The following is a 23,509-nucleotide window of genomic DNA, read 5'->3' on the forward strand; positions in this document are numbered from 1 at the left end:
GTAATCTAGATCGCGAAGTCGTTATAAATCATGCCCACTAATAGCTATAAAAGCCGTTAGAGGGCATTGTCATTTTGGATATGTGATGTATTTGATAAAAAAAGTAAACCTTATTTTCGCCGCACTAGTACTAGTTTTAAGTGTGGTCGCCTGTCATTCAGTGAACCACGACGGGACCACGACGGCATCAGCCTTTGTAACAGTTACTGGTAAGCAGTTTATGCGTGGCGACAGGCCATATTATATTGCGGGCGCCAATATGTGGTACGGCGGTTATCTCGGCGCCCCCAATGCTGTGGGCGACCGCGCGCGTTTGGCAAAAGAGTTGGACCAGCTTAAAGGACTGGGTGTTAATAATTTGCGTGTCTTGGCAGTGTCTGAGCGCAGTGAAATTAATTCTGCGGTTAAGCCTGCGACGACTAATGGTTTTGGCGGTTATGATGAATCGCTGCTGCAAGGTTTGGATTATTTACTGGTGGAAATGGCCAAACGCGATATGACGGCGGTGCTCTATTTAAATAATTTTTGGCAGTGGTCTGGTGGGATGACGCAATACATGGCGTGGATCGACGGCGGTTCAGTTGCCGACCCTAATGTCACCGGCGACTGGGAAGGTTTTCAAGCTAAGTCGGCCAGCTTTTATCAAAGCGAACAAGCGCAAACAGAATACCGTAAAACCATTCACAAGCTCGTTACCCGTGTGAATACCATTAGCGGTCAAGCCTATGGTGACGACACAACCATCATGTCCTGGCAGTTGGCAAATGAACCTCGCCCCGGCAATTCGAAAACAACCGCTGCAGAAAAGAAGATCTATTTGAATTGGGTGGACCAAACCGCAACCTATATTCACAGCCTCGATAAGCAGCATCTCGTTAGCACGGGTAGTGAGGGCGAGATGGGTTCGGCGGTAGACATGGATTTATATGCTGCAACCCATGCGCTGCCCTCGATAGATTATTTAACCTACCACATGTGGATTCGCAACTGGGGCTGGTTCGATAAACACAAGCCAGCAGAAACCTGGGATGCCGCATGGAAAAAAGGTGCTGCCTATTTACATTCGCACATTGATGTTGCCAACAAACTTAACAAGCCTTTAGTGCTGGAAGAGTTTGGTTTAGATCGCGACATGGGCTCTTATGATATTAAATCGACCACGGTCTATCGCGATAAATTTTACCGCGAGGTATTTAATGTATTAGCGGTGCGCGCAGAAGCGGGCGATGCGATTGCGGGCTATAATTTTTGGGCGTGGAATGGTGCGGCGCGCACGCAACGCAGCGACTACTGGTGGCAACAAGGGGATGACTTTATGGGTGACCCGCCACAAGAAGAGCAGGGCATGTATGGTGTGTTTGATTCAGATGCCTCGACCATTGCGATTATTCGCACTATGAATCAACGCTTACAAGCATTACAAAACAAATAAGCTACAAGTGCGACCGTAAAAAACTGCAATCTTCATTGCAGTTTTTTTCTCACTCTTTTAATTTGTATGATATGTCTTATGTTAATTTTTTAAGCACAATTTAGTTTTTCCAATTTTTTTACAACAGGTAATCGTCATGATTAAAAAAATAATGATCGGTGTGGGGTTAGTCGCCTCTGCACTCTTAATGGCTGTGCAAGCACATGCCCAAAAGTTTGATGAGCTAGGTAAAACGCCGCAGCTGGGTTGGAATAGTTGGAACACCTTCGCCTGTGAAATCGATGAAAAAATGATTCGCGACATGGCCGATGCCATGGTCAAAACCGGCATGAAAGACGCAGGCTATGAATACATTAATATCGATGACTGCTGGCATGGCGAGCGCGATGCAAAAGGCTTTATTCAAGCGCACAAAAAACATTTTCCTTCGGGCATGAAAGCGCTTTCTGACTATGTACACAAAAAGGGTTTGAAATTAGGCATCTACTCCGATGCCGGCGCAACAACCTGCGGTGGGCGCCCAGGCAGTCGTGGCCACGAATATCAAGACGCCATCACCTACGCCAGCTGGGGTATCGATTACGTTAAATACGACTGGTGCGATACAACGGACATCAACCCCAAAAGTGCCTACAAAACCATGCGCGATGCCATTCACTCGGCAGGCCGCCCTATGCTGTTCAGTATTTGTGAATGGGGTGACAACAAACCGTGGGAATGGGCACAGGATCTCGGTCACTCCTGGCGCACCACTGGCGACATAGACCCCTGCTGGAACTGCGAACATAATCACGGCTCTTGGTCGTCGTGGGGTGTGTTGCGTATTTTGGATAAACAAGAAGGGCTGCGTAAATATGCAGGCCCAGGTCACTGGAATGACATGGACATGATGGAAGTAGGTAATGGCATGAGCGAAAGCGAAGACCGCGCCCACTTCTCCATCTGGGCCATGATGGCATCGCCACTTATCGCGGGTAATGACTTGCGCAGCATGTCAGATGCAACGCGCAACATTTTAACCAACAAGGGCATGCTGGCCATTAATCAAGACCCGCTAGGCGTGCAGGCCATGAAATGGGTCGACGATGGTGACGTAGAAATTTTTATTAAACCGCTCGCGAAAGGTGACTATGCCGTCATGTTCCTCAACCGCGCAGACACCGCCGTTAATTACACCCACGACTGGGCCTTTACCTACATGAAGGACGATATAAGCAAGCACGAAATATTTTTCGACAAGCAATCATTTAATTGGACCGATGTATGGGGCGGCGCTGCCGCTGGTAAAAATCAAGGCAGCACTAAAGATATTCTTACACTCAATATCCCCGCACACGCCGTAGTGGTATTGCGTTTAACACCGCAGTAATTAAATGCGAAAAAAGCAATTAAACACGGCGCCTTAGGGCGCCGTTTTTTTTGCGTAGAGAAAGCCTGTGTTAAATGGGCTTAAAAGGCATATTTACCCATGCCCACAGAAAAATTAGCATTCAGGTAAGAGGTTGAGGCGTGGCCTGAATGCCAAGGGCAATCAAAAAAGTGAAAACAATGCGCTGCTTTGTTTGATTGAGCACCCTGTGGTTCAGTCTACGCACTGTTTAAATGTCACTAAATTCGTTTTGTTGGTTGACTTAAAGAACTTAGCGCTTTAATTTCCACTCCTTACGTACACTCAATGAATGGTTTCATCGAAACTGCAGGCTGCAGCGAAGTTAAAAAGGAAATTAAGTCAATGATCCTCTCCCCGTATTCTATATACAATATTTCCTATTTAGCCCTCGCTTTGCCGCTTTCCACTTTGTGTAAGTCAATTCGTACTCATTGTTTTTAGAGAAGCCTGATTCCCATTTAACCCCCATTTTTTTGCTGCTGGCCCTTTGATGCACTGAAAGGCTGGGTACTATAGAGGGGCAGTGTATTAGGTTTAATATGGCAATGAAGCTGCGATCTTCCGTACAGATCGCGATACATAATGTGTTTGTTAGTCTCACTTGAGTTATGGATTCTCTTATTAATGGTTTAAAAAAACAAATGAGCGATTAAATTATAGGGCTAGCTAAGGTCAACGAGATGTATAAACGAGCGTGCGATAGTGTCAGCTCATATTTTATTCAATATTACATCCCCTCCGAATGTATTCGATTAGGGGAATGATTAAAACTCTTAGGGGATACGATGAATTATATGGCATTGAAAAAAGCAGTTATCAATACGATCAGTATTATTGGGGTTTCAGTGATGTCAGGGCCTTTACTGGCAGCCAGTTTATTTTTGATTTCGGCCTGCGCGTCGGCCGCCAATGAGCCGGCGGCTTATTCTTCTAAAATGTTGCCCACTGAAAACGCGGTTAGTTCTAAAGCCTTTTTACCAGCAAATGTTAATTACCTGGGTAGGGTAAATAAGCTACCAAACTGCGGATTTGATAAAAATCCTTCTCCGGAATTCATTGCAAAGTTTCCTATGTGTGACGATTTTTTAAATGTGGAATGGTTGGATAAAGAAAATGGTTACGGTTATCTAGAGCACGATCTGTATTTTAATGGAAAGCTATTGCCTCCAAAAAAATCACTCATCTATATTCATGGCAAGCAAGTCGAACACATGATTGATCTCAATAGGCATTTTCCTGATGAGTTCGGAAAAGTAATGGAAGCTATTAAAAAAGGAAATAAGGTTCCTTCCAGTGAATCTCTAGTTCCCTATGTGGAGTATCAAGGGTTTCGAGCTAATTTTTTTCGCCATGACTACCTCTATGGAACCTATGCGGAGAATCATCAAAATGTCTGCATTGTTTATCCAGACAATCAACGCGCCTGGTTAGTGGAAGTGCGATTTCCGGAAAATATTTTTGATACACAACAAATCGAAGAAAAAGCAAAAAAAGTAGCAGAGAACTTTTCCACCATGACAGCAGAGTATTTGATGGGTCGCGGTGTAATTGATATAAACAATGATGGTTTTGAGGATTATATTATTCACTTTTCGGTGTTTTTTTCTACGCCAGAAGGCTATAAATTAATTACTAAATTGAGCCATGAAATGGATGGTAAAGGAAAGTATTATTATGTCTTTGGGGTTAAGCATACTGATGTGGCATGTAAAATATATGATTATTCTGGGGAAGATTTAACAACTGATGGAAAAGACTATTTTTTAAATACTGATTGCAACTTAACTGAACTTTCAACTCAATAGGGAAATGACATGGCAGCTGTTAATTGGACACAATCAACTACGTTTTACACTAATAAATCTTCTATCATTGCTAGCAATGTTACCGGCAATGGTTGGCTTGAATTTTTAGATGCGCTCGGCTGGATGGAAAACGACAGCAGTTATACTACTAATGCGGGTGCGACCTATGTTGGTATCTATCAAGTGGGTAATGGTGTATTAACCGATACGCATTTTTTGACTCATATCGGTAATAGTTTGCTCGGGATTGCAACACGCCAAGGTGTCGGAGAGGACCCGATTGGGCAAGAGCTGGCGGGGTTGATGGAGTTCACCGGCGTTCCTGATATTGGTGGTGCATTTGTTAGTAAGTATTCAGCAGTAAGAATTATTGCTAACGAAACGGTGAGAGATAATTGGAATTTGTTGTTAGGCAGTACCTTCACCATCAATTACACCAATGCGGTGGGTGTAGCCGTAATGGGGTCGCGTCTTGCCTTTTGCCTAAAGGCTGTGCTGAGAGTATTTAAGCGCTCGGCTCTTTACAGGAAGATAATTTCCCCCGATGAAAACCTAAAATATTGGAATTCCATAAGCAGCAGAGCTGTAGAGCTGTAGAGCTGTAGAGCTGTAGAGCTGTAGAGCAGTAGATCGAGAAAGGTTGTCGCCATGGGGTCACTACGAATTCAAGTTTTTAGGCAGTAGGTCATTTGTGTTGAAAATGAATCATCAGCGGGATTCTCAATAATCATAAATCAAAGACCTGATTCCCTTCTTTCTGGTCAAACAAAGGAATATTTATGTTTTTATCTCTAATTAATATCGTCTATCTCTTTATTTGGATTTCTTTAATTTTCATGTCGGGCTTTATTGCATGGAAGTTTTCAAAATCAAAAAAGATATCAGCGATAACTATTTTTTCGCTACTTTCTATTTCTGTGCTCGGATTCATTGCCCTTTCTGATTCATTGGTTTCTGATGAAAAAATGATTGAAAACTTCAAGAGTAACCGAGCTGCTTTCCAAGAGCTGGTTGCTTCGTATTACAAGGATGGCCAAAAACAAATGATTTGGCGAGCTATTCCGAGAGTGATTGAGTTGAAACGAATTACTGGCGTAGAACATATAGCCGATGGCCCTGGTTATTGGTTTGAAAATCCATACTCGCCTGAGGCCGCTGAAAAGTTGAAAAAAATGGACGATGAAAAGTTATGGGGTCAATTTAAAAATAGGAAGCAGTTAATGATTAAGATGCCAGTCGCTAAAGGTTACGGAGAATACACTCTTTATTATGGCAATAAGTGGAAGGACTATTTTTATTACCCTGTAGATCCTATGGTTGAAAGTGGCCACTTAGTATTACCTAGAGAGCCCCAAGGTCCAGCTAAAATTCAGGGACATAAAGTGTTGAATTCATTAAATTCATTTCCGCGCGGAAAAAATGGTTGCGCGTTAAGAAAAATAGAACCGCATTGGTTTATCCGTCGCTGTCAAATTCGTTAATTAATGTATTAGGCATTCTTAAGGAAGGTGTGTGAAATGAATTCTTTTGATGTTGGTTTTGCAATTGGTTCTGCTGAGAAAGTATATAGAGCCTGTAAATTTTTCTACGTAACTGCCAATACAAACTAAAAAGCCACTGAATTGTAGTGGCTTTTTAGTTTGCTTAAAACGGCTTAGTAACAGTTACACGTTAAAGAGGAAGTGCAGTACGTCGCCATCTTTCACAATATATTCTTTCCCTTCTTTGCGTGATTTCCCTGCATTTTTTGCGCCTTGCTCGCCTTTGAATTGCACGAAGTCTTCATAGGCGATAGTTTCAGCGCGGATGAAGCCTTTTTCGAAGTCGGTGTGGATAACACCGGCGGCTTGGGGTGCGGTGGCGCCTACTTTAACGGTCCAGGCGCGCACTTCTTTTACGCCAGCGGTGAAGTAGGTTTGCAAGCCGAGCAGTTGGTAACCGGCGCGAATCACGCGGTTTAGGCCTGGCTCTTCCATGCCCATTTCATCGAGAAACTCTTGTTTGTCTTCACCTTCTAGTTCGGCGATGTCTGCTTCCAGTTTGTTGCAGATGGGCACTACGACCGATTTTTCTTCCTCGGCGATTTTGCGCACCACATCCAAATGTGGATTATTTTCAAAACCATCTTCCGCGACGTTGGCGATATACATGGTGGGCTTGAGGGTGAGCAGGTTAATTTCTTTCAGCAGCGCCAATTCGTCTTTATCTAGCGCAAAAGAGCGCAGTGGTTTGGCTTCATTTAAGTGCGGTTGAATTTTTTCCAGCACCACTTTCATCGCCATGGCGTGTTTGTCTTGGCCTTTGGCTGATTTTGCATAGCGAAAAATCGCTTTATCAACGGCCTCTAAATCAGCAAGTGCGAGTTCGGTATTGATAATTTCGATATCGGCAGCGGGATTTACCGCGTTGGCTACGTGAATCACATTGTCGTCGTCAAAGCAGCGCACTACGTGGGCGATGGCGTCGGTTTCGCGAATGTTGGCGAGGAACTTGTTGCCCAAGCCTTCACCGCGCGAGGCGCCGGCAACGATTCCGGCGATGTCGATAAATTCCATGGTAGTGGCGACAACGCGCTCGGGTTTTACAATTTCGGCCAGCTTGTCTTGGCGTGGGTCCGGCACTGTCACTATGCCCGCATTGGGTTCAATGGTGCAGAAGGGAAAGTTTTCGGCGCTGATGCCCGCGTTAGTGAGTGCATTGAACAGTGTTGATTTGCCGACGTTGGGCAGGCCGACTATGCCGCAGTTAAAACCCATGATGCTGTATCCAAGTGGAGTAGTGGTAAGTCAAAAAATGAAGGGCGGGATTATACATGCTCCCGCGCTTTAGACGAAGTGTGGTTTTTGTACAAGCGCGAATCGGCCTTATGAGCGAAGCTGCTTAGGCGGGGCGCTTGGGTTCGGTGTGGAGCTTTTTCATGGCGCTGTTCCAGTCGCCTTTTACTGCCTCTGGCAGGCTCTGAGTGGCGCGGTGGATGGCGTCATCAATCAATTCCTGCTCGCTTGAGGGCGCGCGTTTGAGTACAAAATTGGCAACCTGCGCGGCGCTGCCGGGGTGGCCTATGCCGATGCGCAGGCGCGGAAAATTTTGGTTGTTGCCCAGAGCGCTGATGATGTCGCGCAAACCATTGTGGCCGCCGTGGCCGCCGCCCTGTTTAAAGCGCGCGGTGCCGGGCGCTAGGTCGAGTTCGTCGTGGGCCACGAGTATGGCGGCGGGGTCGATCTTAAAGAAGTTGGCCAGTGCGCCAACGGACTGCCCGCTGCGATTCATGTAGGTGGTGGGAATCAGCAGGCGCAGGTCTTGGCCTTCATAGCTTAGGCGTGCGGTTAGGCCGAAATATTTAGGGTCTGCATTGAGTTGCGCGCCTGCCTTATACGCCAGCTCAGTGACAAAATCAGCGCCAGCATTGTGCCGAGTGCGCTCGTATTCGCCGCCGGGATTGCCGAGGCCAACAATTAATTGAATGTGGGTGGTGGTCACAGGTTGCCTCTGTCTTTACGTTATGGGCTGCGGTTGTGGGCAGGCCTTGGATGCTAAGCTGGGGGCGGGATTATCCTTGATTGACGCACTCTAGGCCAGTCAGTATAGGGTTGGCTCGATATGAGGTGTTGTGTAGATTGATCTTTAAGGGGGCTGTGAATGCAACGAAAAAGGGGCGGGCGATAAACGCCAGCCCCTTTTTGTAACTACTATGTGCGACTACCAAGTGGCGTGTCAGAGAGTAAAAATTACTCTGCTGCTGCAACTTCTTCGTCAGCTGCTGCGCCCTTAGGCTTAACAACAGTGGCAACCGCCAAATCGTGATCTGCGCCGTGAGACAGAGCAACCGAGGTTACGCCGCTTGGCAGTTTAAGATCAGAAATGTGGATGATGGTGCCGATTTCAGCGTTAGCCAAGTCAACAGTAATAAACGCTGGCAAGTTGTGTGGTAAGCAGGACACGTCGATTTGCGTCAAGTTATGAACCACTTTACCGCCTTGAACTTTCACGCCTTTGGAGAACGCTTCATTGATGAAGTGCAAAGGTACGTGAGTGGTCAAGCGAGTAGATTTGTCGATACGCAAAAAGTCAGCGTGCAAAACCACTGGCTTAGAAGGGTGACGTTGCAAATCTTTCAGAATTACGTCTTGTTCAACGCCGTCAACATTCAAGCTGATGATGTGTGAGAAAAACGCTTCGTGTTCCAAATGCTTCAGCAATTCATTGTGTGAAGTGCTAATGCTGATTGGGTCTTTGTTGCCGCCGTAAACTACGCCGGGAACTTGGCCAGCCAAACGGCGTAGGCGGCGGCTCGCACCTTTCCCTAAGTCGTTACGGGCTGTTGCATCAATTTTAAAGTCTTCTTGAGACATGGGTACTTCCTCAATATTCTGCTAGATCCGCGACCAGAACCTAGCAGGTTGCTAAATGCCCAGTGTGCTCTTGCGAGGCTGGGCGGTTGTTTGAGCGCAATGTTTACGCGTTTAGCGAAACATTGCGCTCAAGGATTCTTCATTGCTCAGGCGGCGCATGCACTCGCCGAGCATTTTGGATAAGGTTAATTGACGCACTTTTGCACAAGCCTTAACCGCGTCGCTCAGGGGGATGGAGTCGGTAACGACCAATTCATCTAACACTGAGTTGTTTAAGTTTTCTATGGCTTTACCCGATAGCACTGGATGAGTGGCGTAGGCGACAACGCGTTTGGCGCCGTGGGCTTTAAGCGCTTTAGCGGCATTGCACAGGGTGCCTGCAGTGTCGACCATGTCATCTACGAGTAAGCAGGTGCGGTTTTCCACTTCACCAATAATATTCATGACTTCAGCAACGCCAGCTTGGGGCCGGCGCTTATCGATAATCGCCAAATCAACACCGAGTTGTTTGGCTACAGCGCGGGCGCGCACTACGCCGCCTATGTCGGGCGATACCACAATCAGGTTTTCAAATTTTTGCTGTTCAATATCTTCTAGCAGTACTGGCGAGCCGTAAACGTTATCAACGGGGACATCAAAGAAGCCTTGAATCTGCTCGGCGTGTAAGTCTACGGTTAATACGCGGTCAACACCTACGCCAACCATCATATCGGCTACTACCTTAGCGGTAATAGGTACGCGCGCTGAGCGTACGCGGCGGTCTTGGCGGGCATAACCAAAGTAGGGCACTACTGCGGTTATGCGGCCTGCCGATGCGCGACGTAGGGCGTCGACCATGATGATCAATTCCATCAGGTTGTCATTGGTGGGCGCGCACGTGGGTTGCACCACAAATACGTCGCGACCGCGTACATTGACGTTGAGTTCTATGGCAATTTCGCCATCAGAAAATTGTGACACAGACACATCACCCAGTGGCATGCCCAGATAATCCACAATTTTCTTAGCGAGATCTGGGTTTGCATTGCCGGTAAAAACCATCAAGTCAGTCACGTCGGATACCTTTTGTAAAAGCCGGGTGTAGTGTAATTGCCAGGTGTAGGTGTGCTAAATAGGTAAATACTGATGCTGTGTGGCGCAGTGCAGTGCAGGCGTTTAAGCACAAAGCAGGTGTTTTTACCCTTAGGTTGGGCAGGGAATTTGCGCGTATGGCGAAAGAGCTATGGGGGGAATATAAGGTCATTGTCTGAGGTGGGTGCAATAATTAAACAATGACTAGAAATATGGCAGGGGCGGCTGGATTCGAACCAACGCATGCCAGGATCAAAACCTGGTGCCTTACCGCTTGGCGACGCCCCTGTAAATCTTGATTCAGTCGTTGGGAAGAAGTTCGTAGAGCGGAGTTTGATTGACACCTTTAGCTACAAAACTCGGTAGGTCTTTCGGCAATTTCGCCTGCACGCTATGTGCTTCTTCTACCTTATCAAACGCTGCAAATATGCATGCGCCTGTTCCCGTCATCTGTGCATGAGGTACTAACATTTCAAGCATGTTGAGCGCTGTATCGACTTGCGGATAGAGCCTTCTCACCAGTGCTTGGCAGTCATTTTTACCACCCTGCTCAAGGAAGGCCGCCACTTTAATGGCAGGCGTGTCTCTTGTCAAATCTTTGTGTGAAAATATTTTAGCAGTGGATACATGGCAGTCAGGTTGCACAATTAAGAACCATTGTTCAGTTAATTCAAGGGGTTGGAGTGTTTCGCCTACCCCTTCTGCCCATGCGGTTTGGGCATTTACGAACACTGGCACGTCGGCGCCGAGCTGTAAACCGAGCGCGAGTAGTTGTTTTTTACTGCGTTTGCACTGCCATAGGTGGTTAAGTGCCACTAAGGTGGTAGCGGCATTGCTGCTTCCGCCCCCTATACCGCCGCCCATGGGGAGGCGTTTTTCGAGATGGATGTCGACGCCTGCCGCTAGGGTTTTGAAGGGTTCGAGCAGGCGCGCAGCTCTGGTGATGAGGTTGTCTTCAAAGGCGACACCTGGCAGCGCTGGCTGCAGTTCAATGCGGTTGTCTGTGCGCAGGCTAAAACGCATCAAGTCACCGTAGTCTAAAAGTTGAAACAGGGTTTGCAGTTGATGATAACCGTCAGCGCGCCGCCCATTGATATGTAGAAACAGGTTGAGCTTGGCGGGCGAGAGCAGTTCTAGGCTGTTGTGTGAGGCGCTGCGCTCCCGGTGTTCTATCGATGAGCTCAATGCGTACCTTCTTCTAGTTGCCAGTTGCGAATAATCAGGGTTAGGCGAATGTCGTGGTGTTCCGCAATAATTTTGGATGGCAGGGGTAAGCTGCCCAGACCTAGGGGTTGATCCTTGTAGTTGCTGTAACTAATAGTCCAGCCGCCCTGCTCGAAGCTCTCGGCTAAACCCAAATTGTTTTGAGTAAGTTGGGTGATGTTAAGTTGTGGGTCTGGCGCACCGCGCACCCAAAAGGCGAGTTGCTGAACCGGTAGAGTCCAGCCGCTGGCCTTTTTAATGAGTGCTTCGGCATTGCGTGCGCTGAGCGGTGGCTTGCCTGCTTGCTCAAGGGTGACCTTGTTGGGTTTGCCGTGAATCTGCATGCGCCCTTGGCCGAGGGGGCCGCTTAGATCGATCTCGTAATTCTGCGCCTCTTGTGACCATTTAATACTCGTGCTGCCGCTCTGGCTTGGCGCGCGCAAGCCCAATTTACCGCTAAGTTGCCAATTGTTAATAGCTTGCAATTGTTGCTGGTGAGCAATAAGGCTGGCGGGAGGGGTAATGCGCGGTTGCTGGGCGCAGGCACCGATAAGTAGTGCTACTACTAACAGCAGTGCCTTATAAAACGGCGTGTTTACATACATTATCTTTTGCTTGTTGATGGGGTTCATAGCTCAGCCTTAAGGCGCAGTAATGTCGCTTCTAAAGTGGGGTCGCGCGGGTTAAGTTTTAGCCCCTCCTGCCAAGTTTGACGGGCTTCGTCTTTGCGCCCCATTTCCCAGAGTAGTTCGCCTAGATGTGCGTTGATTTCAGCGTTGGAGGTGCCTGCGATGGCTCGGCGTAGATATTTGAGTGCCTCTGGATAAGCACCAGTGCGAAAGCGTAGCCAGCCCATAGAGTCCAAAATGGAGGGGTCGTTGGGGGCGAGTTTTAGCGCGCGGGTAAGTAGTGCATCGGCCTCGTCAAAGCGCTGAGTCTGGTCGGCGAGGAGATAGCCAAGTGAGTTGAGGGCCATTACGTGTTCGGGGTCGCGCTTAATAATAAATTGCAGGTCTTGTTCGGCTGCATCAAATTTTTTGCGTTCAAAGTAGTACATAGCGCGGGTGAATCTAAGTTCGCTGCTGTTGCTGTGGGTCGCTAATCCCTGGCTCATTACATCTTCAGCGGCTTGCGTTTGTTGGTGCTGAAGCAGAATTCGTGCGTGCAGCAAATAGAGTGCTTCGCTGTGCGCAGGAAAGTGGGCGCGCATGCGCTCCAGTTGCTGCTCGGCGCTGAGTAGGTCGCCTTGGCTAATAAAAATATCTAATAGATTGTGCGTGGCGGGGAGCAGTTCTTTGCCTTCGTCAACCTGCAGATAATGGAGTATGGCGGTGGTTGAGTCGGCACTATTCTCGGCGAGGCGACCCAAATAATAATGGGCGCTGGCGATGTGTTGGTCTTGATTGAGCAGCTCTTCAAAGGCTGCGCGCGCCGTGGTGACGTCTTCGCGCTCAAGCGCTATAACGCCCAAGGCAAAGCGCGCGTCGCCATCGCTGGGTGTCTGTAAGGTCAAAATACTGAATTGTTGCTGGGCAAGGGCGAGATCCGTGTGCATCAGCATGCGCGCGTACTCTTTGCGCAGCGCAGTGTTGTGGGGGTAAGACTCAAGCAGTTGCGCGGTCTTGTCGAGGGCCTCTTGGTTTTGGCCGAGTTGGCTGAGCAGATTGGCTTCAAGAGCGGCGGCGCCAAAGCTTTTCGGGTGTAGCTTGAGCGCCTGCTGTGCGAGCGTCATGGCGGCGGTGTATTGCTGCTCTTGTTGCAGGAGTAAGCCGCTGCCAACTAATAGTTGTTCATCTTGAGGGTGAGTGGTGAGGCGCTGTTGAAACTGCTGGAGGAGTTGGGCGTGCGCATCCTTCTTGAGTGTGTGTGCATTGGCTGCAATGTTTTGAAAAAGGACTTCATTGCCTTGGTCTTGCAGGCGCACAGAAAGCGCAAATGCGTTGTTCAATTGCCCTAACTGCAAATAAGCATTGGCGACATTGCTCAAGGCATCGCTGCTATTGGGGGCTGCATCCAGCCAGATGAGTGCTGTTTCCAATGCGCTATCGGTTTTATTCAAATAGCGGGCTATAAGAGTGGCGCGCTCGGCGATTTGAGGGTCGCGGGTTTCGCGGCTCTGCTGTACATAGTTGTCTAGCGCCAATTCATAGTGGTCGCGGCTGCCGGCGATTTCGGCTGTTAGCAGCGAATAGAGCGTATCTGGGCTAAAGGGTTTAGAGGGCGAATTTTCTGTATTCAACAGCACCGCGTCTTGCGCCTCTGATGGCGAGGGGGGCATGACAGCCGCAGCGTCAATTGCTGCGACATTGGGCGGCGGGGAGTTTATGGTGGCGGGTTGGCTCGAAAGAAGACTGCAACCGCTTAGCGACCAGAGGATAGTATTGCCCGCTAGCCATAGGGCGGCATTGCGCGCGGACAGAAAGCGGTAAACGATCATGGTCAAATAATGGCCTTAGGTTAAATGCTGCAACAACTGGGCAGAGGTTAGGTCGTGCGCGTTGCCGAGTTGAATGGCCTGCCATCATAACCCTTGGCTGCAACAGATAAAAAGCGCTAATTGGCACCCACGGCGAGAGGCGGATAACAGTCTAATGCTTGTGACGACCTTGGTTGCGGGGCAAATCCAGGGTTTTCTCTGGTGCAGAAGTGTCTTTTGAGGTTGAGATTTGGGGTGTGTTGCTGGTTATCTGGTGCGCAGGTGTGGATAGATCTGTATCGATATAGGCGAAAGCCTGAGAGGTAACCGTAGTCGCTAGGCGGGTTGCGATATAGGTCTGCTGAATGAGGAACGCATCGCCACTGGCTCTATGGCGCTGAATTTTCAGGCTCTTCGCCAAGTGGCTTTTGGTTTTGTCCCAGAGCATGAGCTGCGCTTCAGTGGCGATTAGCTCTATGGCGCTCAGGAAAAAGTTGGCTTTGATGCGGCCCGCGTAAAATAGGCGATTGAGCCAGGGGCTGTCGTGGCTCCATGCATCGCTATAGGCGTTGTTGCCCTGTAAAAACGCGTTAAGTTCAAGGCAGATTTGCGCGGGTGGGCGGCCGCAGGTGGCAAGCAGCTCGCGGGATATGCCGTGAATTTTTTCGGCCTCTGGGTTCCAGTGAGTCCAGTCAGCTTCGGGTTTTATGAGCGCGCAATAGCGTTCGCCCTTGGCGTTGATCACCCCAATTTCGATGGGATAACTGTGGGAGCCAAAGCCGGAAGCTTCTATATCGATAATGCAGGGGCGCTCGGGTTTACGCATGAAAAAATCCTAGGTCATAATCTGGAGTATAGGGCGCGCGCCGCGAGTTGCTCGGCTTATATACTCAAGGCGGCTATCAATAGCCTGGTTAAATTACAGCTTTATCATCCTTGCCTCTTGTCAGGCACGGCTGTGGGCCGGACAATACCGCCCTTTCCTCCAATAACTGATCTTCATGACGCTGCTCGCTTTTGGTATCAATCACACCACTGCCCCTCTTGCCCTGCGCGAGCGGGTCGCCTTTGCGCCGGAGCAGCTCGATGCTGCCCTGCGTGAGGCCTGTGAACATGCGTGCCTCGCGGAAGTTGCCATACTCTCAACCTGCAACCGCACCGAAATTTATGCGGCGAGTGAGTCCGATGTGGCCGCACTGCAGGCGTGGCTGGTAGCGCATACCGCCATTAGTGCGGAAGATCTCGCCAAAAGTTACTACTGCTATCAAGACCATGAAGCGGTGCGCCATATGATGAAGGTGGCGGGCGGCTTGGACTCGCTGGTATTAGGTGAACCGCAAATATTGGGCCAAATGAAGTCTGCCTTTGCTGCTGCGCGTGAAGCGGGCACCCTTGGGGGTGAGCTGCACGCCACATTTCAGCAGGTTTTCAGTATTGCCAAGCGTGTGCGCACTGAAACTGCAATTGGCGAAAACCCCGTTTCGGTCGCTTATGCAGCGGTAAATTTAGCGCAGCAGATATTTTCCAATTTAAAGCAGGACACGGCGCTGCTTATTGGTGCGGGTGAAACCATCGAATTGGTCGCGCGCCATTTAGTTGAGCAGGGCATTAAGGGAATTATTGTTGCCAACCGCACCTTGGATCGCGCCCAGCGGTTAGCGCGCGAATTTAACGGCGAGGCAATCTTGCTCGCGGAAATTCCTGAGTATTTGCATCGCGCCGACATCGTCATTTCCTCCACCGCCAGTCAATTGCCTTTATTGGGGAAAGGCGCGGTGGAATCGGCACTGAAAAAACGCAAACACAAGCCCATGTTTATGTTGGATATCGCGGTACCGCGCGATATTGAAGAGCAAGTGGGCGAGCTAGATGATGTGTATCTCTATACCGTGGATGATTTGCACGCGGTTATTGATGAAAATAAAAAATCGCGGGTAGCAGCAGCGGATCAAGCGGAAGATATTATTGCGCAGGGCGTTGAATTATTTATGCGGCAGCAGCGCGCCCTCAACGCCGTCGCCACGGTAAAAGCCTATCGCCAAAAAGCGGAAGCGCTGCGCGATGGCGAATTGAACAAAGCCTTACGCGCGCTGCAAACAGGCGCTAACCCTGAGCAGGCAATGCAGCAGTTAGCGCGCAACCTCACCAATAAGCTACTGCATGCGCCGACCAAGGTGCTAAAAGAAGCCAGCGCCAATAATCGCCACGATGTGATTCAAGTGGCGCAAGAATTATTTGAAATTTCTGTAAACGATATCGTCCAAAGTGGCGATGATTCAAGCGAGCAATAATGAAAGCGTCAATTTTAGAAAAACTGGATCGCCTGCGCGAGCGCTATGAGGAAGTCAGTGCGCTCTTGTCCGAGTCGGATATTATTTCCAATCAAAATCGCTTTCGCGAACTCTCCAAAGAGTATGCCGAACTTGAGCCCGTGGTTCAGGCCTACAGCGGCTATCAGCAATTGCTGGGCAATATAGCCGAAGCTAAACATCTCATCGCCAGCGGCGATGCCGACATGAAAGAAATGGCGGAAGAAGAGCTGGAAGATTGCCAGGCGCGGCTCGACCCTTTGCAGTTGGAATTACAGCGCTTGCTGCTGCCGAAAGACCCCAACGATGAAAAGAACTGTTACTTGGAGATTCGCGCCGGCACCGGTGGTGATGAAGCGGCGATTTTCTCGGGCGATTTATTTCGCATGTACTCTAAATACGCCGAGTCGCAGGGTTGGCGGGTAGAAGTGCTCAGCCAAAGCGAAGGTGAACATGGCGGCTTTAAAGAAATTATTACCTTGGTAACCGGGGCGGGCGTCTATTCAAAAATGAAATTTGAATCGGGCGCGCATCGGGTGCAGCGTGTGCCTGCCACCGAAACTCAAGGCCGTATTCACACCTCCGCGTGCACGGTAGCGGTTATGCCCGAAGCGGATGAGATGGAAGAAATTAACATCAACAAAGCTGATTTGCGCATTGATACCTTCCGCTCATCGGGGGCGGGCGGTCAACACGTTAACAAAACTGACTCAGCCATTCGTATTGTGCATTTGCCTACCGGCTTGGTGGTTGAATGTCAGGACGAGCGCTCGCAACACAAAAATCGCGCGCGCGCACTCAGTGTATTGGCCTCGCGTTTAAAGGCACTGCAAGAAGACGCCGCCCATAAATCCATGGCCGATGAACGCCGTAGTTTGGTCGGTAGCGGCGATCGCTCTGAGCGTATTCGCACCTACAACTATCCCCAAGGCCGCGTCACCGATCACCGCATTAACCTCACCCTTTATTCGTTGGATGCAGTCATGCAGGGCGATTTGAACGGCATAGTGCAACCGCTCTCCAATGAATTCCAAGCAGATCAATTAGCCGCAATTGCGGATTAATTTTCGCGAGGGAATGCCTATGTACTCTTCGACTTTTATGTTCGATAAAAAACAATTCGACGAAGAATTCCAACGTTTGGATCAGGTGATTGCACAGGTTGCCAAAGATATTCCCGGCTACTTAGGGGAAGAGGCCTGGGAGAATCCCGAAACGGGGCGGTTTTCCAATGTATATTATTGGGAAACCATGGAGGCGCTGCAGCAGTTGATTGCGCACCCCGCGCATCAAGCGGCTAAGCGTGCACAGGCGAACTGGCTGAATGGCTATCAAGTTATTATTGCGCAGGTACTGCGCGCCTATGGCGATGGCGGTATAGCGCATCCTACGGCGCAGTTCTCTGCTGCGGCGTCATGACGCGCACTATCGCACAATGTCTACAGCAGTCCGCGGAGTTGCAAACACTCAGCGACTCGCCGCGCTTGGATCTTGAATTAATTCTTTGTCATCTACTGCAAAAAAATCGCACTTGGCTTTTTACCTGGTCTGATAAAACCCTAAGCGCCGCCGAGCTTGAGCAATTTCAACAACTGTTTGCGCGGCGCAAAGCCGGTGAGCCGATTGCGCATATTCTCGGGCAGCGCGAGTTTTGGTCGCTGCCGCTTAAGGTTAATAACTCCACTTTAATTCCGCGCCCCGATACTGAATTAATGATTGAAATTGTAGTGGAACTGTTCGCGCAGGATGATACAGCTCAGCCGCGCAACTGTTTGGATTTAGGCACAGGTACGGGCGCGATTGCGCTCGCCATCGCCAGCGAGAAAAAACATTGGCAAATACGCGCGGTAGATTTTTCAGCGGATGCGGTTGCGCTCGCACAGGAGAATCGCTCGAACTTGGGTTTTGATCATGTGCACGTTCAGCAAAGCAATTGGTTTGCACAAATCCCCGCACAGCAATTTGATGTGATTGTGAGTAACCCGCCCTATATAGATCCCCAAGACCCGCACCTTGAGCAGGGCGATGTGCGCTTTGAACCGCGCTCGGCGTTAATTGCGGGCAATAAAGGCATGGCCGATATAGAGCATATTATTGCGCAGGCACCGCGCTATTTAACGGCGGGCGGCTATCTGTTGTTAGAGCATGGTTACGATCAAGGGGAAGCAGTGCGTGCACTCTTAAACGCGCAACACTTTACGCAGGTACACTCCCGCCGCGATTACGGCGGCAACGAGCGCATTACGCTCGGACAATGGCGAGGCGAATAATGGACGACAATCAACTGCTGCGCTACTCGCGCCACATTATGCTGCCCGATGTAGATATCGATGGCCAAGAAAAGTTACTCGCCGCGCGCGTGCTGATTATTGGTTTGGGCGGTTTGGGTTCCCCGGTCGCCATGTATTTAGCCGCCGCCGGTGTGGGCCATTTAGTCTTGGCTGATTTTGATGGAGTAGATTTAAGTAATTTACAGCGGCAAATTGTGCACACAACGGAGCGCATAGGTATTAACAAAGCGCAATCGGCGGCGCAGAGTTTGCGCGCGTTAAATCCTGATGTTGGTATCAGTGTTATTGAAACGCTATTGGATGAAGCTGCACTCGCGCAGCAAGTTGCCGCAGCCAGTGTAGTGGTGGATTGCACCGATAATTTTCAAACTCGCTTTGCTATTAATGCCGCCTGCGTCGCGCATAAAAAACCCTTAGTGTCGGGCGCCGCAATTCGTTTAGAAGGGCAAATTTCCGTGTTTGATTTGCGCGCCGATACCAGCCCCTGCTACGCCTGCCTGTATGAGCAAAGTGACGATGAACTCAGCTGCGCCGCCAACGGTGTATTGGCGCCTTTGGTGGGGGTGATAGGTTCAATGCAGGCGCTCGAAACCATAAAATTAATTTGCGATTTCGGCACCAGCCTAACGGGCCGCGTGCAGCTCTATGACGGCCGCCACGGTCAATGGCGCGAATTAAAATTAGCAAAAGATGCGCGCTGTTCTGTGTGTGGGCCAAAATAGGTTCAACGTTGACTCCGTTTGCTAGAAGTCAATTAGTGGATAAGTTATTGGCGTCAAAATTTACAAGCTGCTAATCTTGCCCCGCTCGGGAACATTGATCAGAGGTTCCTTCGGTATGAATTGCAGTAGGCTTAGGCTGCAGGATTAAATAAATAACAACGAAATGGAGATTTTATGTCTGACGTACAATTTGATGTGGTGTTTCGCGGCGTGGTCGCGGGCTTTGATGTAGAGCAGGTTCAGGCGAAGTTCGCCCAGCTGTTCTCCTTGGATTCAGCCAAGGTGAGCAGATTGTTTTCCGCTCAGCAAGCCAAGTTAAAAAGTAATGTAACGGAATTGGCGGCGAATCAGTTTGTCGCGCGCTTGGCCGCTATAGGCGTTCAGGCGGAGGCTGTTGCGCAAACAACGGCAGAGGCGTTGTCAGCACCGCAACCAATATCTACACCTCAAGCCGCCAGTGCAAACGATCACGTTGAAGCTAAACCTGCTCATTCTATGCGCCCATCGGCGGAATTTGCAGCCGCAGCGAGTAGTGCAGGAGGAGATGGTGCAGAAGTAGGTGCAGGCACTGGCACTTCAAGCCGTGCAGAAAAAATATTGCCCTTTGAATTTACCGGCAAAGGTTTTGAGTATTTCAAAATCTGGATCGTCAATATCCTGCTGAGTATTATTACCCTAGGTATTTATTCCGCGTGGGCTAAGGTGCGCAATCACCAATATTTTTACGGTAATACCCATCTCAATAACACCACCTTTGAATACACCGCGAAGCCCCTACAAATTCTTAAAGGGCGCTTAATTGCATTTGCATTTTTTGTGGGCTACACCGTGCTGGCGAAGGTGTCGCCAGTATTTTCCTTGGTGTTGGCGGTGTTGTTTTTAATTGCGCTGCCGTGGATTGTGGTGGCATCACTGCGCTTTAATGCGCGCAACACATCCTATCGCAATATTTCTTTTCGCTTTAGCGGCAGTCTGTTTGGGGCGTTAAAGGCATTTATTCTCTGGCCTTTGTTGGGAATAATCAGTCTTGGTTTGCTCTTTCCCTTTGCGTGGAAAAAGCAAACACACTACATAATTGCCAATCACAGCTATGGTCGCTCAGCCTTTAATTTTGATGTAAACGTAATCGAATATTACAAGGTCATTGGCGTTATTCTGGCAGGCGGGCTGGTGTTTGCGGGCGTGCTTTATAGTTTCTTCGATATAGCGGCATTAAGTGCGGGGAATGTAGGTGCAGGTGCGTTAATGGCGATGTTACCTATGATGCTGCTTTACGTGGTTTTCTATTTGGCGGTCTCCGCCTATTTTATCGTTGCCATGGCCAACATCCAACTAAATGGTACCGGCTTGGCGCAGCATCGCTTCACTGCTAATTGGCGTGTGGGTTCTTATGCGTTGTTGTTGTTCGTGAACACGCTGTGCATACTGCTAACCTTGGGTTTATTTATCCCCTTCGCTAAGGTGCGTATTGCGGCTTATAAAGCGGCTCATACCCAGTTTGTTGCGCAGGGCGATCTCAACGATTTTGTCGCAGCAGAAAAAGAACAAGTGGGTGCCTTGGGTGAAGGTGTGAATGATTTGTTCGATGTGGATATCAGTATTTAATCATCATTAGGGATAGCGTCATGATGCAGTTGCAGGGTAATTGGTTTGATGGAAACACCTCCGCGCACTCCACGGTGGTGCTCAGGGTTGATGATCAGGGTTTAGTTTCTGTTTACACTGAGCCCGATCAGTCCCTGCAATTGCAGTGTCATTTTAATAGCCTAGAAGTTTCGGCGCGGGTCGGTAATACCCCGCGCTACATTTATTTTCCCAATGGCGAAAAGTTGGAAACCACGAGCCAAGACGTGGTGGATGAATTGCTCCAACGCTATAGGCCCTCGGTGTTTAACACCTTGGCCCATCGGCTAGAAAGTCACCTGCAATTTGTATTGGTGACACTGGTTGCGGTTGTCTTGATCAGCTGGTCGGCCATGCAATACGGCGTGCCAGCAGCAGCGCGCTTTATTGCCCAGGTGCTGCCTGCGCAAGTGATGGATCGCGCTGCCACTGAAACCCTACAGCTATTAGATAAGCTCCATTTTTCACCCACACAATTACCGCCCTCAGTACAGGCGCGGGTGCTTGAACATTTTGCACCTGCAATCGCAGAAGACCCCAGCTTAAATATTCGCGTCGTGTTTCGCCAAGGGGGCGACATAGGTGCAAATGCGTTTGCGCTACCGGATGGCACCCTTGTATTCACCGATGAAATTGTCGGCCTCGCACAAGATGACGACGAACTCCTCGCGGTATTGGCGCACGAAATCGGCCATGTTAAATATCGCCACAGTTTGCGCGCGGCGATTCAAGGCTCAGCGCTCAGCTTTGCCGTCGCCATGCTCACGGGCGATCTCTCCACCAGTGGCAATTTACTGGCAGCCTTACCATTAATTTTAACCACCATGTCCTACTCGCGCGATTTTGAGCGAGAAGCAGACAGCTACTCACTTGTCTTCCTCGACAAACATCACATCAAACGTCATCACTTCATTCACCTTATGGAGCGCTTACAGCAAGATGCGCACTGCACTATGCTTTTAGCGGATGCGGATGCGGATGCGGATGCGGATGCGGATGCGGATGCGGATGCGGATGCGGATGCGGATGTCGATGTAGACCTTAGTGTGCGTAAAACTAAAATCACACCTGAATCATCAACTGCGGATGCAGACGCTAAAGCGCCAGTCACCGAAGAAGTTTGGCAGGCCGCCGTCAAGGCGCGCGCACAAGAATGCGCAACCCTCGTCAGCGCAGCAACAGCCAATGACACAGAGCATGGGGAATGGCTCGATTATTTTTCCTCGCACCCAGCCACTCAGGAACGCCTAAAAGCATTTCGCGATTAGTTGCTTTCGCCGTTACCAATAAGTTCAGTTGTTGAGGTGCCTGCAGATGAATGATCGCGAAGGATTAAATGGGCAGTGGGCGCAGACCTACCTCAATGAAGATTGTGCAGAGCATCCAACCGCCGTAGGCCTTGTCACTGAGTTTGATAATGGCAATTTTAGTGTTCGGTTATCCAGTGGCGAGCTGCTGTTGAAAGGCCTGTACACACTTAATCAAAACGACGCACTGCCGCACATCGACTGGACGGATACCATTGGGCCAGATCTAGGCAAAACATTCCTTTCAATCTACACCTTAACCGCCAACACTTTCACCTTTTGTGCGGCAGACCAAGGTATGCCAAGGCCAACATCATTTTCCCCAAAAAACGGGCACACGATACGTAAGTTTGAACGGTTAAAACACGCGTAGGTGGAGAGGGGGAATTAAGCCCAACTGGTCAGTCTTTAATAGATAGGCGCTCTACTTTAAAGCGAAAAGCGACTATTCGGTTTAATGGGTGATTTGCTGTTAAGTATAAATATCTTGTTTTTTGGCCTTAGCCAAAATCACAAAAGGAGAAATGGATGCATTATTCAACATTGAAAAAAACAGTTATCAATATGATCGCTATAGTTGGTGTTTCAGTAATGTCATGGCCTTTACTGGCCGCAAGTTTTGACTGTGCAAAGGCATCTACCAAAATTGAAAAAATGATTTGTGCGGACACCAAGGTTTCACAGCTAGATGAGCAATTGGCACAAGCCTATAGAGGGGTGATGGAGCGTGCAGAGGACAAGCCAGCCGTTAAGCAGGCGCAGCGCGTATGGCTTAAAGAGCGAAATAATAGTTGTAAGGATACTAGCTGTCTTGCCCAAGTATACCAAAGTCGTATATCGGCTTTGAATAACAAAGCTGTTACCAATCAATTCGCTAAAAATTCGTCCAAATTATCTGCTTCGGCAGTGCCTGAGGCATCGGCCTGGCAGCTGCCAGCTAGTAAACGCATTGAAAATCAAACGTTGCCTTTGACATTTAAGTTAATGTCGGGGAATTCCTACCCTATTTGTCAGCCTTTTGTCGATATGCTGAATAAATCACACTATAGGGAGTACCCAACCTGTGAGCGTAAGTTGTTGCCGGAGTTTGATCGATTTAAACCAGTTCAATGGGCTGAAATAACCGATAAAAAGGAAATAGAAAAGGTCATGGCTAAGGCTGTAGCGTTGTGGGTAGCTCGCGCGAGCGAGATAGGCTCCGCTAGCCATCAGCGTGTTTGGAGAGATACTAAGTTGAGAATAGATTCCGGTAAATCAAAATTTTATGTGACTCATTTTGATTTCGACAAAGATGGTAAAAATGAGATTATTTATAAAGAGTCAGTCGAACGTACAAGCGGACAAAAACCTGATCGTTGTTTGTATGCAACATTTTATTATGTTTTTGAAAAAAAATAACCGTTGAAAACATTAAGAAATATTCGTACAACAAGTATAGCTATTTGTCATTGTTAGGAAATGGCATGTTATTTATTTACGACAATAAAATTTACAGCAGTGAATGGGGCAATCTACAAAGTAAATTTGATATTTACATTCATGGCGACAATGCTGAATTAGTTCAGGTTTGTGGAATTAAGACTCTATA

The 23,509-nt window shown here is 48.8% G+C and carries 22 protein-coding genes and 1 tRNA gene; 14 read left to right on the top strand and 9 right to left on the bottom strand.

What is annotated here, in order from left to right; all coding sequences use genetic code 11:
- Positions 1-85 precede the first annotated feature (85 nt).
- From AC0KUT_RS02315 to AC0KUT_RS02335, 5 genes are all read left to right on the top strand, one after another.
- A complete protein-coding gene (locus tag AC0KUT_RS02315) occupies positions 86-1,432 on the top strand; it encodes a glycoside hydrolase 5 family protein (protein WP_488833218.1) in 1,347 nt (448 codons plus the stop codon).
- 136 nt (positions 1,433-1,568) lie between these two features.
- Positions 1,569-2,801 (top strand): alpha-galactosidase Aga27, encoded by a 1,233-nt coding sequence (gene aga27 / locus AC0KUT_RS02320; RefSeq protein ID WP_488833219.1) that lies wholly within the window; start codon positions 1,569-1,571, stop codon positions 2,799-2,801.
- 806 nt (positions 2,802-3,607) lie between these two features.
- A complete protein-coding gene (locus tag AC0KUT_RS02325) occupies positions 3,608-4,627 on the top strand; it encodes a hypothetical protein (RefSeq protein WP_488833220.1) in 1,020 nt (339 codons plus the stop codon).
- A gap of 9 nt (positions 4,628-4,636) precedes the next feature.
- Positions 4,637-5,224: a hypothetical protein gene (locus AC0KUT_RS02330; protein WP_488833223.1), complete on the top strand. Its 588-nt coding sequence runs from the start codon at positions 4,637-4,639 to the stop codon at positions 5,222-5,224.
- A gap of 182 nt (positions 5,225-5,406) precedes the next feature.
- Entirely contained in the window at positions 5,407-6,108 is a 702-nt protein-coding gene (locus AC0KUT_RS02335; protein WP_488833224.1) for a hypothetical protein, read from the top strand.
- 183 nt (positions 6,109-6,291) lie between these two features.
- On the opposite strand, the gene ychF is transcribed toward AC0KUT_RS02335, so the two are convergent.
- The 9 genes from ychF to AC0KUT_RS02380 all read right to left on the bottom strand — a co-directional run bounded on the left by ychF (position 6,292) and on the right by AC0KUT_RS02380 (position 14,495).
- A complete protein-coding gene (ychF, locus tag AC0KUT_RS02340; protein ID WP_488833226.1) occupies positions 6,292-7,383 on the bottom strand; it encodes a redox-regulated ATPase YchF in 1,092 nt (363 codons plus the stop codon).
- 124 nt (positions 7,384-7,507) lie between these two features.
- Entirely contained in the window at positions 7,508-8,107 is a 600-nt protein-coding gene (gene pth, locus AC0KUT_RS02345) for an aminoacyl-tRNA hydrolase (protein ID WP_488833228.1), read from the bottom strand.
- A 248-nt stretch (positions 8,108-8,355) separates the two neighbouring features.
- Positions 8,356-8,979, bottom strand: a complete 624-nt coding sequence (locus AC0KUT_RS02350; protein WP_488833229.1) for a 50S ribosomal protein L25/general stress protein Ctc — start codon at positions 8,977-8,979, stop codon at positions 8,356-8,358.
- Between the two features lie 111 nt (positions 8,980-9,090).
- On the bottom strand, positions 9,091-10,020 hold the full coding sequence (locus tag AC0KUT_RS02355; RefSeq protein ID WP_488835819.1) for a ribose-phosphate pyrophosphokinase: 930 nt from the start codon (positions 10,018-10,020) through the stop codon (positions 9,091-9,093).
- A 243-nt stretch (positions 10,021-10,263) separates the two neighbouring features.
- A tRNA-Gln gene (locus AC0KUT_RS02360) sits at positions 10,264-10,338 on the bottom strand.
- A gap of 12 nt (positions 10,339-10,350) precedes the next feature.
- Positions 10,351-11,235 (bottom strand): 4-(cytidine 5'-diphospho)-2-C-methyl-D-erythritol kinase, encoded by an 885-nt coding sequence (gene ispE / locus AC0KUT_RS02365; protein WP_488833230.1) that lies wholly within the window; start codon positions 11,233-11,235, stop codon positions 10,351-10,353.
- Positions 11,232-11,885: a lipoprotein insertase outer membrane protein LolB gene (gene lolB / locus AC0KUT_RS02370; protein WP_488833232.1), complete on the bottom strand. Its 654-nt coding sequence runs from the start codon at positions 11,883-11,885 to the stop codon at positions 11,232-11,234. Before lolB ends, ispE begins: the two co-directional genes overlap by 4 nt.
- Complete coding sequence (locus AC0KUT_RS02375) at positions 11,882-13,690, bottom strand: tetratricopeptide repeat protein (RefSeq protein WP_488835821.1); 1,809 nt, start codon at positions 13,688-13,690, stop codon at positions 11,882-11,884. The genes lolB and AC0KUT_RS02375 overlap by 4 nt, the downstream gene beginning before the upstream one ends.
- A gap of 151 nt (positions 13,691-13,841) precedes the next feature.
- Entirely contained in the window at positions 13,842-14,495 is a 654-nt protein-coding gene (locus AC0KUT_RS02380; RefSeq protein ID WP_488833233.1) for a 3'-5' exonuclease, read from the bottom strand.
- 175 nt (positions 14,496-14,670) lie between these two features.
- On the opposite strand from AC0KUT_RS02380, the gene hemA reads away from it, so the two are divergent.
- The 9 genes from hemA to AC0KUT_RS02425 all read left to right on the top strand — a co-directional run bounded on the left by hemA (position 14,671) and on the right by AC0KUT_RS02425 (position 23,319).
- The gene (gene hemA / locus AC0KUT_RS02385) at positions 14,671-15,960 is read left to right on the top strand and encodes a glutamyl-tRNA reductase (protein ID WP_488833234.1); all 1,290 of its coding nucleotides are present in this window, start codon (positions 14,671-14,673) and stop codon (positions 15,958-15,960) included.
- Positions 15,960-17,042: a peptide chain release factor 1 gene (gene prfA / locus AC0KUT_RS02390; RefSeq protein ID WP_488833236.1), complete on the top strand. Its 1,083-nt coding sequence runs from the start codon at positions 15,960-15,962 to the stop codon at positions 17,040-17,042. Before hemA ends, prfA begins: the two co-directional genes overlap by 1 nt.
- Before the next feature lie 19 nt (positions 17,043-17,061).
- The gene (locus AC0KUT_RS02395) at positions 17,062-17,397 is read left to right on the top strand and encodes an antibiotic biosynthesis monooxygenase (RefSeq protein WP_488833238.1); all 336 of its coding nucleotides are present in this window, start codon (positions 17,062-17,064) and stop codon (positions 17,395-17,397) included.
- The gene (prmC, locus tag AC0KUT_RS02400) at positions 17,394-18,248 is read left to right on the top strand and encodes a peptide chain release factor N(5)-glutamine methyltransferase (protein ID WP_488833240.1); all 855 of its coding nucleotides are present in this window, start codon (positions 17,394-17,396) and stop codon (positions 18,246-18,248) included. Before AC0KUT_RS02395 ends, prmC begins: the two co-directional genes overlap by 4 nt.
- Entirely contained in the window at positions 18,248-18,991 is a 744-nt protein-coding gene (locus tag AC0KUT_RS02405) for a HesA/MoeB/ThiF family protein (RefSeq protein ID WP_488833241.1), read from the top strand. The genes prmC and AC0KUT_RS02405 overlap by 1 nt, the downstream gene beginning before the upstream one ends.
- A 174-nt stretch (positions 18,992-19,165) precedes the next feature.
- The gene (locus AC0KUT_RS02410; RefSeq protein ID WP_488833243.1) at positions 19,166-20,596 is read left to right on the top strand and encodes a YjgN family protein; all 1,431 of its coding nucleotides are present in this window, start codon (positions 19,166-19,168) and stop codon (positions 20,594-20,596) included.
- A gap of 20 nt (positions 20,597-20,616) precedes the next feature.
- Entirely contained in the window at positions 20,617-21,882 is a 1,266-nt protein-coding gene (locus AC0KUT_RS02415; RefSeq protein WP_488833245.1) for a M48 family metallopeptidase, read from the top strand.
- Between the two features lie 46 nt (positions 21,883-21,928).
- Positions 21,929-22,294 (top strand): TIGR03067 domain-containing protein, encoded by a 366-nt coding sequence (locus AC0KUT_RS02420; protein ID WP_488833247.1) that lies wholly within the window; start codon positions 21,929-21,931, stop codon positions 22,292-22,294.
- Between the two features lie 155 nt (positions 22,295-22,449).
- Positions 22,450-23,319 (top strand): lysozyme inhibitor LprI family protein, encoded by an 870-nt coding sequence (locus tag AC0KUT_RS02425; RefSeq protein WP_488833249.1) that lies wholly within the window; start codon positions 22,450-22,452, stop codon positions 23,317-23,319.
- Positions 23,320-23,509: the final 190 nt, after the last annotated feature.

It is taken from the genome of Cellvibrio sp. 25HG11W-0 (assembly GCF_057815475.1).

Bases quoted from the DNA above. Each gene is read 5' to 3' on its own strand.
- lolB (WP_488833232.1), bottom strand. From the start codon at position 11,885: ATGAACCCCATCAACAAGCAAAAGATAATGTATGTAAACACGCCGTTT.
- AC0KUT_RS02405 (WP_488833241.1), top strand. From the start codon at position 18,248: ATGGACGACAATCAACTGCTGCGCTACTCGCGCCACATTATGCTGCCC.
- prfA (WP_488833236.1), top strand. From the start codon at position 15,960: ATGAAAGCGTCAATTTTAGAAAAACTGGATCGCCTGCGCGAGCGCTAT.
- prmC (WP_488833240.1), top strand. From the start codon at position 17,394: ATGACGCGCACTATCGCACAATGTCTACAGCAGTCCGCGGAGTTGCAA.
- AC0KUT_RS02335 (WP_488833224.1), top strand. From the start codon at position 5,407: ATGTTTTTATCTCTAATTAATATCGTCTATCTCTTTATTTGGATTTCT.
- AC0KUT_RS02410 (WP_488833243.1), top strand. From the start codon at position 19,166: ATGTCTGACGTACAATTTGATGTGGTGTTTCGCGGCGTGGTCGCGGGC.
- AC0KUT_RS02325 (WP_488833220.1), top strand. From the start codon at position 3,608: ATGAATTATATGGCATTGAAAAAAGCAGTTATCAATACGATCAGTATT.
- AC0KUT_RS02420 (WP_488833247.1), top strand. From the start codon at position 21,929: ATGAATGATCGCGAAGGATTAAATGGGCAGTGGGCGCAGACCTACCTC.
- ychF (WP_488833226.1), bottom strand. From the start codon at position 7,383: ATGGGTTTTAACTGCGGCATAGTCGGCCTGCCCAACGTCGGCAAATCA.
- AC0KUT_RS02350 (WP_488833229.1), bottom strand. From the start codon at position 8,979: ATGTCTCAAGAAGACTTTAAAATTGATGCAACAGCCCGTAACGACTTA.
- aga27 (WP_488833219.1), top strand. From the start codon at position 1,569: ATGATTAAAAAAATAATGATCGGTGTGGGGTTAGTCGCCTCTGCACTC.
- AC0KUT_RS02415 (WP_488833245.1), top strand. From the start codon at position 20,617: ATGATGCAGTTGCAGGGTAATTGGTTTGATGGAAACACCTCCGCGCAC.
- hemA (WP_488833234.1), top strand. From the start codon at position 14,671: ATGACGCTGCTCGCTTTTGGTATCAATCACACCACTGCCCCTCTTGCC.
- AC0KUT_RS02380 (WP_488833233.1), bottom strand. From the start codon at position 14,495: ATGCGTAAACCCGAGCGCCCCTGCATTATCGATATAGAAGCTTCCGGC.
- AC0KUT_RS02425 (WP_488833249.1), top strand. From the start codon at position 22,450: ATGCATTATTCAACATTGAAAAAAACAGTTATCAATATGATCGCTATA.
- AC0KUT_RS02395 (WP_488833238.1), top strand. From the start codon at position 17,062: ATGTACTCTTCGACTTTTATGTTCGATAAAAAACAATTCGACGAAGAA.
- AC0KUT_RS02355 (WP_488835819.1), bottom strand. From the start codon at position 10,020: ATGGTTTTTACCGGCAATGCAAACCCAGATCTCGCTAAGAAAATTGTG.
- AC0KUT_RS02315 (WP_488833218.1), top strand. From the start codon at position 86: ATGTATTTGATAAAAAAAGTAAACCTTATTTTCGCCGCACTAGTACTA.
- AC0KUT_RS02375 (WP_488835821.1), bottom strand. From the start codon at position 13,690: ATGATCGTTTACCGCTTTCTGTCCGCGCGCAATGCCGCCCTATGGCTA.
- AC0KUT_RS02330 (WP_488833223.1), top strand. From the start codon at position 4,637: ATGGCAGCTGTTAATTGGACACAATCAACTACGTTTTACACTAATAAA.